The organism is Dactylosporangium sp. NPDC051484 (genome assembly GCF_040689395.1).
Taxonomy (GTDB): domain Bacteria; phylum Actinomycetota; class Actinomycetes; order Mycobacteriales; family Micromonosporaceae; genus Dactylosporangium.
Window position 1 is genome coordinate 1 of record NZ_JBFAZX010000024.1, and the last position, 14,759, is coordinate 14,759.

Genomic DNA, 14,759 nt, shown 5'->3' on the forward strand with positions numbered 1-14,759 from the left:
GGGAACGGGATCCGGGCGGGCGCGAACGCCTTCTCGGCGAGCCGCAGCATCACGATCGAATCCTTGCCGCCGGAGAACAGCAGCACCGGCCGCTCAAACTCCGCGAGCACCTCACGCATGACGAACAGGCTCTCGGCCTCAAGCGCGTCCAGATGGGAGACCCGATAGGGAGGCCGGCTCATCGGACCGCCGCCCCCGCGATGCGGTGCTCCCGCAGCCGCTCGTAGAAGGGGCGGTGGTAGGCGATGAGCGCGTCCACCCGCTCGGCGTCGGCCGGGTCGATCGGGTGCTCGTTGGCGGCGGCGGTGAAGCCGCTGCTGCGGGACACGTCACGGTGCCACGCCTCGGTCCGGGCCCACTCGGGGCGGGCGCCCTGGTCCCAGGTCAGCGCGTCGGGCAGGAACGGCAGGCCGGTCAGCTCGCAGTAGCGGGCGACGACGGCGGGCGGGTCGGCGACGAGGTCGTCACCGTCGATCACGACGGTGGGGGCGCCGGCCGCCCGGACGACGTTGAAGATCTCGTACACCCGCTCGAAGCCGATCTCGTCGCGTTCGACGGTGCGGTTCATGGCGTAGTGCGAGCCGACGACGGCGGCGGGGTCGCGGATCATGAACGTGTTGGTGAGGTCGGTGTGCAGCCGCGGGTCGGCGAGCAGGGCGCCGTAGCGGTAGTCGGCGGTCTCCTTGACGAACAGCCGCCGCTCACTCGCGCGGGCCCGGTCCAGCAGGAGCTCGAAGAGCTCCTCGATGGACGTGGCGGTGGCTTCGCCCAGGTCGAACCGGCCGGTGGCGGCGAGGTTGGAGAAGGGTTCGTGCACGACGTCGAGGTCGCCGCGCTCGATGATCATGCGGAGGAAGGCGGTGGAGCGCGAGCGTGGTACCGCCCACATGACGATGACGGGAGGGATGCTCACTGCGACCACTCCGTCGGCTCCCGGTCCCAGCGGTGCCGGCGCAGCTCGTCCAGCAGGGCCGGGTCGAGCGGCGGGGCGTCGCTGGTGGCGATGTTGGCGCGCACGTGCGGGAGCGTGCGCATCCCCGGGATGACCGTGCTGACCTGGGGGTTGGCGAGGATGAAGCGCAGCGCCAGCTCGGGCAGGCTGACCCCGTCGGGCAGGACGGCCGTGAGGGCCTCGGCCCGCGAGACGCTGGCTTCGAGGTTTGCCGGCACGAAGTAGCTGTTGCGCCAGTCACCCTCGGGCCAGGTGCTCTCGCGGGTCAGGGTCCCGGTGAGGGTGCCCTCGTCGAAGGGGACCCGGGCGATGACGGCGATGTCCAGCTCGGCGCAGACGCCGAAGAGCTTGTCCTCGGGGGCCTGGTCGAGGACGTTGTAGATGACCTGCACGGCGTCGATGAGACCGGTCTGGAGGGTGTCGAGGACGTTCCACGGCTCCCAGCGGTTGATGCTGATCCCGATCCCGTCGACGAGGCCCTGGTCGCGCAGGTCGGCCACGACCCGCTGCCATTCCGGCTCGCGGGCCCAGGTGTCCTCCCAGACGTGGAACTGCAGCAGGTCGATGCGCTCGACGCCGAGGTTATCCAGGCTGCGGTCGACGTATTCGCGGATGTGCTCCTCGGGGAAGACGTCAGCGATCGCCGAGTCGCGGGTGGAGGGCCACCGGCGGTCCTTCGGCGGGATCTTCGTGGCCAGCTTCAGCCCGCCCGCCGCCGGAGCCTCACCGACGCTGGTGCGCAGGCCGCCGAGCAGCCGCTCGCTGTGGCCGCGGCCGTAGATCCAGGCGGTGTCGAAGAAGTTGCAGCCGAGCCGGACGGCCTCCAGCAGGGCCTCCTTGCCGGTGGTGTCGTCGGCGCCGGTCCAGCCGCCTTCGCCGCCGCCGATGCCCCACATGCCGTAGCCGATTTCGCTGACCGGCCAGCCGAGCCGGCCGAAGGTGCGGTACCGCATCGATCGTCCTCCTTGTCTTCTCGGCCGCTCACACGGCGGCGGTGAGTGGTTCGCGCCACCGGTTGCCGCCGGTGCCGAACCGGGTCTGCTGCAGGGCGCCGGACGCGGTGACGTCCACGGCGGTGGGGCGGGCTGTGCCGCGGTGCAACGTGAGTGTGACGGTGGCCGAGGCCCGCTCGAGCAGCGCGTCGAGCGCGGCCCGGGCGGACACGGCGGCCGGGTCGGCATACCAGGCCTCGTAGACGGCGGCGCCAAGAGTGCCGCTGAGTTGCTCGTAGAGCGCGCGCGACGGCTGGTCGAGGCTGGTCTGCAGCACGCGCTGCCAGGCGGCGCCCAGCACCTCCAACGCCGGCGCCTCGTAGACGCCGCGGCAGACGGTGCCGATGATGCGCCGCTCGACCACGTCGCGCAGCCACACACCGTGGTGGGCGCCGAGCTCGCCGGCACGCAGCAGGATGGCGATCGGGTCCGGTCCACTGCCGTCGATGTCGGTGATGCGGCCCTCGGCGACCGTCACGGTGACGGTGCGCGGGTCGTCGGGGGCGTCGGCGGGCCAGCGACTCCAGCGGGGCCGCAGCGTGCGCGCGTCGACGGGCACCCGGAGGTCCTCGAGGGCCGCGGACTCGTGCGAGGCCCCGGCGAGCGAGGCGTCGGTCGACCAGTCGGCGCCGCTGCCCTCATCCAGCGGCAGGCCGGCCGCCTGCACCGCGTCGAGCATCGCCTCGCGGCCCGGGAATCGGCGCAGCGCGGACGGGTCGATCCATGGCGCGTACACATCCAGGCCCGGTGCGAACCGGGCGGTGTAACGGGCGAATCGGCGCTGGTCGTTGCCGCCGCCGACGCAGCCGTGGGCGAGCACGCTGTGCCCCTCGGCGACCAGCCGCGGCGCGAGTTGCTCGACGAGCACGAGCCGGGCTGCGCCGGTGGTGTTCCAGTAGCCGCCGTCGTGGCGGGCCTGGTAGCGCACGAGGTCGAGGGCGAGCGCGGCCATCGGGGCGCGCAGGTCGACGAGCGTGGCCGGCGCCCCCTGGGCCCGCCAGGCGGCGACGACGGCCTCCAACTCGGCGCGCGGCGCCTGCCCGATGTCGGCGATCAGGTGGTGCGCGTCGACGCCCCGCTCGGCCAGCCAGATGCCCAGGGCGGTGCTGGACAGTCCGCCTCCCTGCAGCACGCCGACCGAGCGTTCAGCGAGTGACCCAACATACATGATCGATATGATAAAGGCTGATCATGAAAAATTGGCAAGGCCCTTCGTGAACTGTCGGAAATCCCGTCGGAGCGACGGGTTGTGACGGAGATCCGCGACCCGACAGAAAACCGATCAGCACTTGTTCGGGCCCAACGACGCGGGGTAACGTCATTCGCCGTCCTCTCTCGCCAACGGCCCGATGTTAACACTCATCGACGTCGCAGCCCAGTCATTGTTAACGGACCGAGAAGCACCAGCTGATTGACCTCTATGAATGATCTACGGATACTTCATACCTCTCCGTTCATCATTCGGTCATAGACCCAGGTCACAAGCCACATTCTGTCCCGCCGCCGGCACGACCCTACCGGCGGCGATCCAGCGCGCCCGGAGCCGTGTCATGACGAGCAACCCCACGACCGACCACCACCATCGAGCCGGACACGACGCCGTGCCGCACGGCATCGGCGAGGCCCGGGAGTTTCCTCGCACCTGCTCGGTGCTCGACCTCTTCGAGGTCGTCGCGCGCGGCACGCCCGACCGCCCCGCCGTGAGCCACGGCCCGGCCGGCCTGACCTTCGCCGAGCTCGACGCCGCCGCCACGACGGTCGCCGCCGCCCTGCGCGAGCACGGCGTCGGCCCGGGCGACCTCGTGCCCCTCCTGATCGGCAACAGCCTGCACTTCCCCGTCGCCGTCCTCGGCGCGATGAAGGCCGGCGCCGTCTACGTGCCGGTCGACCCGGACTGGCCGGCAACCCGCATCCAGGGCGCGCTGCGTCAGCTCGCCCCCGCCGTCATCCTCGCCGTCCGTGCGACCGGGGCCGCCGTGCCCGCGTCGGACGGGCCCAAAACGGTCGTGCTGGCCGTCGACGACCTCCCGCCGGCACCGGCCGCCGCCCCCGCGGACGGCGCGCGGCCGGGGCCCGAGGACCTCATCTACGGCTACTTCACCTCCGGCTCGACCGGGACCCCGAAGTGCACCCTCAACCGCCACCGCGGCCTGGTCAACCGGCTCACCGCGATGTCGGGGCACTTCGGCGACGGCGCCGGGCAGATCGTGCTGCAGAACAGCCGCCCGACCTTCGACTCGTCGATGTGGCAGGTGCTGTGGCCGCTCACCACCGGCGGGCGTGTCGTCATCCCCGACCGTCGCGGCATCCTCGACCTCGAGGAGACCTGTCGGATCATCGGCCGGCACGGCATCACCATCACCGACTTCGTGCCATCGGTGCTCAGCGCGCTGGTCGCCCTGCTGGAGCTGCGCCCGGACCTGGTCGCCGACCTGTCCGGCCTACGTCGCATGCTGATCGGCGGCGAGGCCGCCAACCGCCACGTCCTGCAGCGGCTGCACACACTGCTGCCCGGACTGCGGGTGACCAACACCTACGGCCCCACCGAGTGCTCGATCGGCTCGGTCTTCCACGACATCGACCTCGACGCCGACCCGGTCGCGGTTTCCGGACAGGACGGCAGCATTCCGCTGGGCGGGCCCATCCCGAACACCGCGGCGCTCGTCCTCGACGACGACCTGCGCCCCCTGCCGCCGGGCAAGATCGGTGAGATCTTCATCGGCGGCGAGTGCGTCGGCGCCGGATACCTGCACGACGCCGAGCGCACCGCCCAGGCGTTCGTGGACAACCCGTTCACCGCCGTGCCCGGGCCCACGCTGTACCGCACCGGCGACCTCGGCCACGTCGGACCGGACGGCCTGCTGCGCTTCGACGGCCGCCGCGACGACCAGGTCAAGGTCGGCGGCGTGCGCATCGAGCTCGCCGAGATCGAGCGCGCGCTGCTGGAGGTGGCCGGGGTGCGCGACGCCGCCGTAGTGGCCAGCGGCGAGGGCGCGGGCCGTTCCCTGGTCGCGTTCCTCACCGCCGGGTCGCCGGGCGAGCCGGAGACCGACGCCGTCGTGGCGCACCTGCGCCGGCAGCTGCCCGCCGAGGTGGTGCCGCGCCGCCTGGTCCGTCTCGCGGAGCTGCCCCTGACACCCAACGGCAAGCTCGACCGGCGCCGGCTGGAACAGCTCGCCGCCGAGCGGATCGCCGAGGCCGCCGAGCCTACCGCCGTCGTCGCGCCGGCCTCCGGCACCGAGGAACTCGTCGCCGGGGTGTGGCGTGAGGTGCTGCAGGTGGAGACCGTCTCGGTCGACGTCGCCTTCACTGAGTACGGCGGCACCTCGCTACTGGCCCACCGCATCGGCACGCTGCTGGGCAGCCGTGCCGGCCGGCCGGTCGACGTCGGCGCGCTGCTTCGCGCCGACACCGTGCGCGAGCAGGCCGCGCTGCTGCTCGGCGGTGGCCGGCCCGCCCGCGCGGACGGTGGCATCACCCAGCTGGAGGCCGACCGGCGGGTGGCAGAGCTCGGCGCCGTGCGGGCCCGGCCCGCCCCTCAGCGCTCGCACCGGGTTCTCGTCACGGGCAGCACCGGGTTCATCGGCGCGCATCTGCTGGCTGAGTTGCTGTCCCGGCCGACGGTGCACATCATCTGCCTCGTGCGCGCCGCCGACGTACCGGCCGCACGGGAGCGCCTGCGAGCCGCGCTACGGCACTACCGGCTCGCCGAGGCACTCACCCGCCTCGACTACGCGCTGGGATACGGCCAGCTGCGCATCATCGCCGGCGACCTCGCGGCGCCGGAGCTCGGGCTGCCCCACGGCGCCTTCACCCGCCTCGCACACGAGGTCGACGCCGTGCTGCACGCCGGCGCGCGGGTGAACTTCCTGTCCGACTACGCCGGCCTGCGCGCCGACAACGTCCTCGGCACGCGGGAGCTGCTGCGCCTGGCCCTGACCGGCGACGGCTGCCGGCTGCACGTGCTGTCCAGCTTCAGCGCGTTCGGCGCCGACGAGCTCGCCGGACACGGCGGGGCACCGATCGGCGAGGACCGCCTGCCCGACCCGGCCCGGCCGCCCGCCGACGGCTACAGCCGCTCCAAGCACGTCGTCGAGCACGTGCTGGAGGACTCCCGCCGCTACGGGCTGGACTCCGTCGTCTACCGGCTCGGCGAGATCTGGCCGCACAGCCGCACCGGGGTGCCCAACGCCGCCTCCATCGCGCACGGCCTGATCGCCGCGTGCGCGCGCACCGGCATCGTCTTCCCGACCACCGCCGCCACGGATCACCTGCCCGTCGACCTCGTGGCCGGATACGTCGCCACCGCGGTCACCGGCCGGCGCCCGACCGGCGACCGGGTGCACCTGCTGCGCCCGACCTCGCTGCGCTTCGCCGAGGTCTTCGACGCTCTGGTGGACCGTGGCATCGCCGAGCCCGGCGGCTTCCCGCGGTTCTGGGCCCGGCTGCACGAGCTCGTCGAGCGCGACGGCGCCGACGAGCTGCTGGTCCGGGCGGCGATGCTGCTGCCCGCCCCGCACGACGACGGCCCGGCCGCGCCGGCTGCCCTGGAGGCGATGTTCACCGACAGTTCGCGTCACTTCGCCGTCGCCGAGTTCACCAGCCACGCACCGAGCATGGCGGCGCTGGTCACCCGCACCGCGCTGGACGACCTGACCCCGTTCCTGGACGGCCTGGCGCCCTCCGACGTCGGCGCCGGCCTGGGCGCGCGGCGATGAGCGAGGGCCTCAGGAGGACCGCCGACGCCGGCCACGCGCCGGTGCGAGGATGCGGGGATGCCGCTGAACCTCGCGCTCTTCCTCGTGTTCCTCGTCGCGATCCTGCTCATCTGCGTGACGCCGGGCCCCGACATGCTGTATCTCGTGGCGACCTCACTGAGCCAGGGCCCGCTGGCCGGGGTCGTGGCGTCGGCCGGCATGGCGATCGGGATGCTGGTGCACACCCTCGCGGTGACGCTGGGACTCGCCGCCGTGCTGGCCGCCTCGCCGGTGGCCTACGAGGTGATCAAGTACGGCGGCGCGGCATACCTGGTGTACATGGGCGTCCAGGCCTGGCGTACCCGATCGGAGCTGGGGCGGACACCGGCGGTGCAGGACCGGGTCGCCACCTGGCGCGTGCTGTGGCGGGCCATGGTCACCAACATCCTCAACCCGAAGATCATCCTGTTCTACCTGGCGTTCCTGCCGCAGTTCGTCGACGCCGGCCGCGGCCATCCGACGCTGCAGCTGCTCATCCTCGGGCTGACCTTCGTCGTCGTGGGCCTGCTGGTCGACTCGCTCATCGGGATCAGCGCCGGCCGGCTCGGCCGATGGCTGCAGCGGCGCCGGAGGGCCGACACGATCCTCAACCGCATCGCCGGCACGGTCTTCATCGCGCTCGCGGTCCGGCTGGTGGTCTGAGTGCGCGGCACCGCAATTCATCGACAACGGGAGCACAACCATGACCGAGACAGCAGAGCACCGCCCCGACGAGCCCGTCTTCACGGTGGTGGTCAACCACGAGGAGCAGCACTCGGTGTGGCCCGCCGGTCGCGAGGTGCCCGCCGGGTGGCGCGAGATCGGCGTGCACGGCACCCGGGCCGAGTGCCTCGCCCACATCGCCCAGGTGTGGACCGACCTGCGGCCGCTGAGCGTGCGCCGATGACCCGCCCCGCGGGCATGACCCTCGAGGAGAAGCGGCGGGCGCTGCTCGAGCTACGGCTGCGGCAACGCCGCGAGGAGCAGGAGCGGGTCACGCCGGTGCCGCGGGACGGGGCCCTGCCCGGGTCGTACCAGCAGGAGGGGCTGTGGTACCTGCACCAGCTCGACCCTGCCTCGGCCGTGTACCACATCCCGCTCGCGCTGCGGCTGCGTGGCCCGCTCGACATCGCGGCCCTGCGCGACGCCCTGCGCCGGCTGGTGGCCCGCCACGAGAGCCTGCGGACCCGGTTCGACGCGGACGGTCAGCAGCTCGCCGACCCGCCACCGCCCGACTGGCCGCTGCCGGTGACCCCGGTGGCCGAGAGCGGCCTCGATGACTGGATCCGCGCCGCCACGGACCGGCCGTTCGACCTGGCCAAGGCGCCGCTGCTGCGCACCGAGCTGGCCGGGGTCGGCCCCGACGACCACGTGCTGCTGCTGGTGCTGCACCACGTCATCGCCGACGGCTGGTCGCTGGGCATCCTGTGCACCGAACTGTCCGCGCTGCTGTCCGCGCCGACCGGCACGGACCCGCTGCCGCCGCTGAGCATCCAGCCGGCCGACCACGCCGCCTGGCAGCGCCGCCGGTTGTCCGGCGCCGCCCTCGACGAGCAGCTGAACTTCTGGCGCCGCACCCTGGACGGCATCGGGACGCTGGAGTTCCCGGCCGACCGGCCTCGGCCCGCCCAGCCGACCGGCGCCGGGGCTCTGCTCGCCCGGCCGCTGCCCGACGGGCTCGCCCAGCGGCTGCGGGCCCTGGCCGCCGCCGAGCGCGTGTCGTTCCTGGCCGTACTGCTGGCCGGGTTCCTCACGGTGCTGCACCGCTACACCGGCCAGGACGACCTCGCCGTCGGGTCGATCTTCTCGGGCCGCACCCGCTCGGAGATCGAGCCCCTGGTGGGTTTCTTCGTCAACACGCTCGTGCTGCGCACCAGCCTCGCCGGCGACCCGGCCTTCCGCGAGCTCGTGCGCCGCTGCCACGACACCGTCCTCGGCGCGTCCGCACACCAGGAGGTGCCATTCGGCCTCGTCGTCGACGCGCTGCGCCCCGATCGGGTGCCCGGCCGCAACCCGCTGTTCCAGATCAGCTTCACGCTGCAGGCCAAGGCGGTCACCGAGGCCGCGCTCACGCTGCCCGGCGTGCGCGTCCGCGCGCTGCCGCGAGGCGCGACCAGCGCCCGCTTCGACCTCGCCGTCGCCGCCGAGGAACGCCCGGACGACGGGCTCGACGTGACCGTGGAGTACTCCACCGAGCTGTTCGACGCCGGCCGCGTCGAGCGGCTGGTCGGGCACCTGGCGACGGTGCTCGCCCAGGTGGCCGACGACCCCGACGTGCCCATCAGCGCCGTCGAGGTGCTCACCGCGGCCGAACGCACCCAGGTCGTCCGCGCGTGGAATCCGGCACCGGTACCGCGCCCCGGCGCGACCCTGCTGCACACCGTCTTCGCCGAGCGCGCCGCCGAGGCGCCCGCCCGGACGGCCATGCGCTTCGCCGGCGCCGACCTCACCTACGGCGAACTCGACCAGCGGGCCAACCGGCTCGCGCACCAGCTCATCACCGCCGGGGTGAAGCCCCGCAGCCACGTCGGCGTGCTGCTGGAGCGCGGCTTCGATCTCCCGGTCGCGCAGCTCGCGGTGCTCAAGAGCGGCGGCGCCTGGGTGCCACTGGACCCGCAGTACCCGCGTGACCGCCTCGCGTACCAGCTCGCCGACGCCGGGGTCGCACTGGTGCTCACCACCGCCGACCTCGCCGACCGGCTCCAGGACGGCATCGCCACCGTCCTGCTGGACGCCCGCGACGGCGACGAGCAGCCCGCCACCGCGCCCTACGTGGACGTCGACCCCGAGGACACCGCCTACGTCATCTACACCTCGGGGTCGACCGGGCGGCCCAAGGGCGTGCTGGTGCCGCACCGGGCCGCCGTGCACTTCTGCCGCAACCTCGTCGAGCTGTTCGACCTCGGGCCCGGCGACCGCGTGCTGCAGCTGGCCAACCCGACCTTCGACGTGAGCGTGTCGGACTTCTTCGCCACCTTCAGCGCCGGCGCCACCGTCGTCGGCGCGCCCCGCACCACCCTGTTCGACCCCGACGCGCTGCAGGCCCTGATGCGCGACGAGCGGATCACCTACGGCGACATCCCGCCTGCGGTGCTGCGGCTGCTCGACCCCGAACCGCTCAGCGACCTGCGTGTGCTGTTCATCGGCATGGAACCGTTCGGCGCCGAGCTGGTCAACCGCTGGGCCCGGCCCGGCCGGCAGTTCCACAACGGCTACGGCCCGACCGAGGTCACCATCACCTGCACCGACTACCGCTGCCCGGACGAGCCGCTCACCGCCGCCCCGCCGATCGGCCGGGCGATGGCCAACCACCGCGCCTACGTGCTCGACCCGGGGCTGCGCCCGGTGCCGGTCGGCGTGCCCGGCGAGCTGTTCATGGCCGGTGCCGGCCTCGCGCACGGCTACCTCGGCCGGCCCGATCTGACCGCGGACAAGTTCCTCCCCGACCCGTTCGCCACCGAGTTCGGTCTCGGCCCGGGCGAGCGCATGTACGCCACCGGCGACCTGGTCCGCTGGCGTGCCGACGGCCAGCTCGAGTTCCTCGGCCGGACCGACCGGCAGGTCAAGCTCCGCGGGCTGCGCGTCGAACTCGGCGAGGTCGAGCACACCGTGAACAGCTTCCCCGGCGTCCGGCAGAGCGCGGTGACGCTGCGGCAGGGCGGCACCGCCCAGGCCCACCTCGCCGCCTACGTCGTGCCGGAGCCGGACCGGGTCGTCGACCTGGCCGCGTTGCGTGAGCATCTCACCGAGCGGCTGCCGCTGCACATGGTCCCCGCCGCCCTGCACCACCTCGACGCGCTCCCGCTGACCCCGTCGGGCAAGGTCGACGAGGCCCGGCTGCCCGCACCCGCGGAGCCGGACGAGCAGCAGCCGCACCAGGCGCCGCGGACCGCCACTGAGCGCCACCTCGCCGGGCTGTGGGCCGGGCTGCTCGGCGCCGGCGAGGACCAGATCGGTGCCGACGACACGTTCTTCGGCCTCGGCGGCAACTCGATGCAGTCGATCCAGCTCATCGCCCGCATCCGCGACGCGTTCGGGGTCGGCCTCGAGCCGCGCCAGATCTTCAGCGCCGCACGCCTCGACCAGCTCGCCGCCCTCGTCGACACCCTGGCCGCACCCGGCCCTTCGGCCGAGACCGTGCAGGCGGACGAGGACGAGGAGATCGCCGCGCTGGAGGCCCTGCTCGCCCGCAAGCGGGCCGCGCGCGACGCCCAGCGAGCCAGCCCCGGCGCGGACCGCATCCCCGCCGCCCCGCGCGGCGCCCCGCTGCCCTGCTCGCACCAGCAGGAGGGGCTGTGGCTGCTGCACCAGCTCGACCCGGCCGCCACGACCTACCACCTGCCGCTCGCCCTGCGCATCCGCGGCGCGCTCGACCCGCAGGCGCTCGGCCGCGCGTTCGCCGCCCTGGTCGCCCGCCACGAGAGCCTGCGCACCCGGTTCGAGGAGCACAACGGCGTCCCGGTGCAGGTCATCGACCCGCCGCCGGCCACGTGGCCGCTACCGGTGCAGGACGTCACCGACGCCGCCCGGTGGCTGCACGACGGCACCCACGCCCCGTTCGACCTGCGCACCGGGCCGCTGTTGCGCACCAGCCTCGCCCGCGTCGGCCCGGACGAGCACCGGCTGCTCATCGTCGTGCACCACATCATCGCCGACGGCTGGTCCATCGCCCTGCTCACCGACGAGCTGTCCCGGCTGTACGCCGGGCAGACGCTCGCCCCACTGGACCTGCAGCCCGCCGACCACGCCGCCTGGCAGCGCGGCGGCGGCCCCGGCGCGGACCGCGACGAGCGGCTCGCGGAGCACCTGGCCTACTGGCGGCGCGCCCTCGACGGCCTGCCCGAGCTGGAGTTCCCGGCCGATCGGCCCCGCCCGGCCCGCCCGGCCGGCGCCGGAGCCCAGCTGAGCCGGCGGCTGCCGCACGGCCTCGGCGACGCCGTGCGCGGTGTCGCCCGGCGCGAGCAGGCGACCTTCCTGGCCGTCGCGCTGGCCGGCTTCGGCGTGGTGCTGCGGCGCTACACCGGCCAGGACGACCTCGCCATCGGCTCGGTCTTCTCCGGGCGCACCCGCTTCGAGCTGGAGCCGCTCGTCGGGTACTTCGCCAACGTCGTGGTGCTGCGGACGGACACCGCCGGCCGCCCCACCTTCGCCGAACTGGTCCGCCGTTGCCACGACACCGTGCTCGACGCGACCGCCCACCAGGACGTGCCGTTCGGCCTCGTCGTCGACCTGCTGCGGCCGGACCGGGTGCCCGGCCGCAACCCGCTGTTCCAGGTCAGCTTCAGCCTGCAGACCGCCGAGGTCGCCGCCGCCGAGATCCGCCTCGGCGATGCCGTGGTCGAGCCGGTCGCCGCCGGCACCGACGGGGCCCGCTTCGACCTGACCATCGCGCTGACCGACGGCCCCGCGGGCGAGCTCGACCTGGCGATCGAGTACTCCACCGAGCTCTTCGACGCCGACCGGATCGAGCGGCTCACCGAGCACCTCACCACCGTGCTGCGCGCGGCGACCGCAGCGCCGGACACCCCGATCGACGCGCTGCCGCTGCTCGGCCCCGACGAGCTGCGCACCGTCGTGCGGGACTGGAACCCGGCCCCGGTCGCCCGGCCCGGCGGTCTGCTGCACGACCTGGCCGCCGGGCACGCGACCGCCCGGCCCGGGCAGGTCGCCATGCGCCACGGCGGCGACGAACTGACCTACGGCCGGCTGGAGGAGCGTGCGAACCGGCTCGCCCAGGTCTTGGCGCAGGACCACGGCATCGGCACCGGCCACCGCGTCGGCGTGCTGCTCGACCGCGGCCTCGACCAGCCGGTGGCCCAGGCGGCGGTGCTCAAGACCGGAGCGGCGTGGCTGCCGATCGACCCGCGCAACCCGGCGCAGCGCATCGCCTTCCAGCTCGCCGACGGCGCCGCGCCGGTCGTGCTCACCACCACCGGCCTGGCCGGGCTGCTGCCGCCGCAGATGCCGCGGCTGTGCCTGGACGACCCGGCCACGGCGGCGCGGCTGGCGGCGGCTGCGGTCACCGCGCCGGCCGCCGACGTGCGCCCGGACGACCTGGCCTACATCATGTACACCTCCGGCTCCACCGGGACGCCGAAGGGCGTGATGATCCCGCACCGGGCGGCCGTGCAGTTCGCCCAGAGCACGGCCGTGCGCTACGCGATCACCGACCGGGACCGCCTCGCGCAGGTCGCCAACACGGCGTTCGACGTGTCGATCTTCGACTTCTACGCGGCGTTCGCCGCCGGAGCCACCGTGGTCGGCGTTCCCCGTGACAGCCTGACCGACCCGGACGCCCTCGGCGCCGTGCTGCGCGACGAACGGGTCACCGTGACCTACGTGCCGCCCGCGCTGCTGGGCCTCATGGACCCGCGGGTGCCGCGGGACCTTCGGCTGGTCATGGTCGCCGGCGAGACCTGCCCGGCGGAGCTGCCCGAGCGCTGGGCGGCACCGCACCGCGAGTTCCGCAACGGCTACGGCCCGACCGAGACCACCGTCATCAGCACCGACCACCCCTGCCCGCCCGGGCGGTACGAGCTGCGGCCGCCGATCGGCCGGCCGATGGACAACCAGCTGGTGTACGTGCTCGACGCCGGCCTGCGCCCGGTCCCCATCGGCGTGGCCGGCCAGCTGTACATCGGCGGCGCCGGCCTGGCCCTCGGCTACGCCGGCCGGCCCGACCTCACCGCGGACAGGTTCGTGCCCGACCCGTTCGTCGCCGAGCCGGGCGCCCGCATGTACGCCACCGGCGACCTCGTCCGCTGGCGCGCCGACGGCAACCTCGACTTCCTCGGCCGAGCCGACCGGCAGGTACAGATCCGCGGCATGCGGATCGAGCCGGGCGAGATCGAGCACGCCCTCGCCGACCGGCCCGACATCCGGCAGGCGGTCGTGGTGGTCAAGGACGCGGACACCGCTCACGCGCGGCTGGTCGCCTACGCCGTGCCGGAGTCCGGGGAGGCGCCCGACCCGGCGGCGTTGCGCGACGCGCTCGCCGAGCAGCTGCCGCCGCACATGGTCCCGCGGCAGCTGGTGCTCCTGCCGGAGCTGCCGCGCGACGGCAACGGCAAGATCGACCTGCGGCGGCTGCCCGACCCGGGCGACGCCACCGGCGCCGGGCACGTCCCGGCCAGCGGGGCCACCCAGCTGCGCCTCGCCGAGATCTGGGCCGCGCTGCTCGCCGTGCCCGCCGAGCGGATCGGCGCGAACGACACGTTCTTCGACCTCGGCGGCAACTCGCTGCAGACCGCGCAGCTGATCAGCCGCATCCGGCAGGCGACCGGAGCGGCACTGCACCCACGGGAGCTGTTCGCCAACCACACCCTGCAGCGGCTCGCGGTCCTCGTCGACGGCGGCCCCACCGGCGACGCGAGGCACGACCCCGGCTCGCCGCTCGTGCCGCTGCGGCCCGGCGGCGAACGACCGCCGCTGTTCCTCGTGCACGCCGTCGGCGGCACCGTCGGGCCGTACCTGCCCCTCGCCGGGCTGTTGGCCGCCGACCGGCCCTGCTACGGGCTGCAGGGCAGCGCGGGCGACGCGGGGGTGCCCGGCCTCGCCGCGGCCTACGCCGAGGCGATCCGCACCGTGCAGCCGCATGGGCCGTACCACCTCGCCGGCTGGTCCTTCGGCGGGACCGTCGCCGTGGAGATCGGCCGGCAGCTGCTCGCGGCCGGCGAGCCCGTGGCGTTCGTCGCGCTGCTCGACACCGGCCTGCCCACCGGCGCCCCCGCGGCCGAACCGCCCGGCGAGGCGGAGCTGCGCGGCTGGTTCGCCGAGGACGTGGCCGGCGCCGGCCTGGGCACCGCGATGCCGCCCGACGAGCTGGAGGCCCGCTTCGCGGCGTTCGCGGCCAACACCCGGGCGTTCCTGGCGCACCGGCCGGAGCCCTACGACGGACGCCTGGTCCACGTCAGCGCCGCCGAACGCGACGACGACGCCGAACGCTGGCGCGCCGTGGCCCCCGCGGCGTTCGAGCATCACACGGTCGGCGGCGACCACTACACGGTGCTGCGCCCGCCGCAGGCGAGCGCCGTGGCCCGCATCCTCGACACCCTGCTCACCGAGCGCTAAGGAGTCAGC

General features: G+C 74.1%; 7 protein-coding genes and 1 pseudogene. 4 read left to right on the forward strand and 4 right to left on the reverse strand.

The window, feature by feature from the left end; translation table 11 throughout:
• From AB0367_RS29265 to AB0367_RS29280, 4 genes and pseudogenes are all read right to left on the reverse strand, one after another.
• A pseudogene (locus tag AB0367_RS29265) lies at positions 1-182 on the reverse strand (sulfate adenylyltransferase small subunit); the annotation flags it as partial.
• Positions 179-913, reverse strand: coding sequence for a hypothetical protein (locus AB0367_RS29270; RefSeq protein WP_366229674.1), 735 nt, complete (start codon positions 911-913; stop codon positions 179-181). The gene AB0367_RS29270 and the pseudogene AB0367_RS29265, both read right to left, overlap by 4 nt.
• Positions 910-1,905 carry an aldo/keto reductase gene (locus AB0367_RS29275; RefSeq protein ID WP_366229675.1) on the reverse strand — a complete coding sequence of 332 codons (996 nt, stop codon included), beginning with the start codon at positions 1,903-1,905 and terminating at the stop codon, positions 910-912. The genes AB0367_RS29270 and AB0367_RS29275 overlap by 4 nt, the downstream gene beginning before the upstream one ends.
• Positions 1,906-1,933: 28 nt before the next feature.
• Positions 1,934-3,112, reverse strand: coding sequence for an argininosuccinate synthase domain-containing protein (locus AB0367_RS29280; RefSeq protein WP_366229676.1), 1,179 nt, complete (start codon positions 3,110-3,112; stop codon positions 1,934-1,936).
• 382 nt (positions 3,113-3,494) lie between these two features.
• Between AB0367_RS29280 and AB0367_RS29285 the strand changes: the two genes are divergently transcribed.
• From AB0367_RS29285 to AB0367_RS29300, 4 genes are read left to right on the forward strand one after another with little or no spacing between them, the layout of a single operon-like run.
• Positions 3,495-6,662 carry an amino acid adenylation domain-containing protein gene (locus tag AB0367_RS29285; protein WP_366229677.1) on the forward strand — a complete coding sequence of 1,056 codons (3,168 nt, stop codon included), beginning with the start codon at positions 3,495-3,497 and terminating at the stop codon, positions 6,660-6,662.
• A 57-nt stretch (positions 6,663-6,719) separates the two neighbouring features.
• Entirely contained in the window at positions 6,720-7,343 is a 624-nt protein-coding gene (locus tag AB0367_RS29290) for a LysE family translocator (protein WP_366229678.1), read from the forward strand.
• 40 nt (positions 7,344-7,383) lie between these two features.
• Positions 7,384-7,587 (forward strand): MbtH family NRPS accessory protein, encoded by a 204-nt coding sequence (locus tag AB0367_RS29295; RefSeq protein WP_366229679.1) that lies wholly within the window; start codon positions 7,384-7,386, stop codon positions 7,585-7,587.
• The gene (locus AB0367_RS29300; RefSeq protein WP_366229680.1) at positions 7,584-14,750 is read left to right on the forward strand and encodes an amino acid adenylation domain-containing protein; all 7,167 of its coding nucleotides are present in this window, start codon (positions 7,584-7,586) and stop codon (positions 14,748-14,750) included. The genes AB0367_RS29295 and AB0367_RS29300 overlap by 4 nt, the downstream gene beginning before the upstream one ends.
• Positions 14,751-14,759: the final 9 nt, after the last annotated feature.

Coding starts and splice junctions, on each gene's coding strand:
- AB0367_RS29275 (WP_366229675.1), bottom strand. CDS start 1,905: ATGCGGTACCGCACCTTCGGCCGGCTCGGCTGGCCGGTCAGCGAAATC.
- AB0367_RS29280 (WP_366229676.1), bottom strand. CDS start 3,112: ATGTATGTTGGGTCACTCGCTGAACGCTCGGTCGGCGTGCTGCAGGGA.
- AB0367_RS29285 (WP_366229677.1), top strand. CDS start 3,495: ATGACGAGCAACCCCACGACCGACCACCACCATCGAGCCGGACACGAC.
- AB0367_RS29290 (WP_366229678.1), top strand. CDS start 6,720: ATGCCGCTGAACCTCGCGCTCTTCCTCGTGTTCCTCGTCGCGATCCTG.
- AB0367_RS29295 (WP_366229679.1), top strand. CDS start 7,384: ATGACCGAGACAGCAGAGCACCGCCCCGACGAGCCCGTCTTCACGGTG.
- AB0367_RS29300 (WP_366229680.1), top strand. CDS start 7,584: ATGACCCGCCCCGCGGGCATGACCCTCGAGGAGAAGCGGCGGGCGCTG.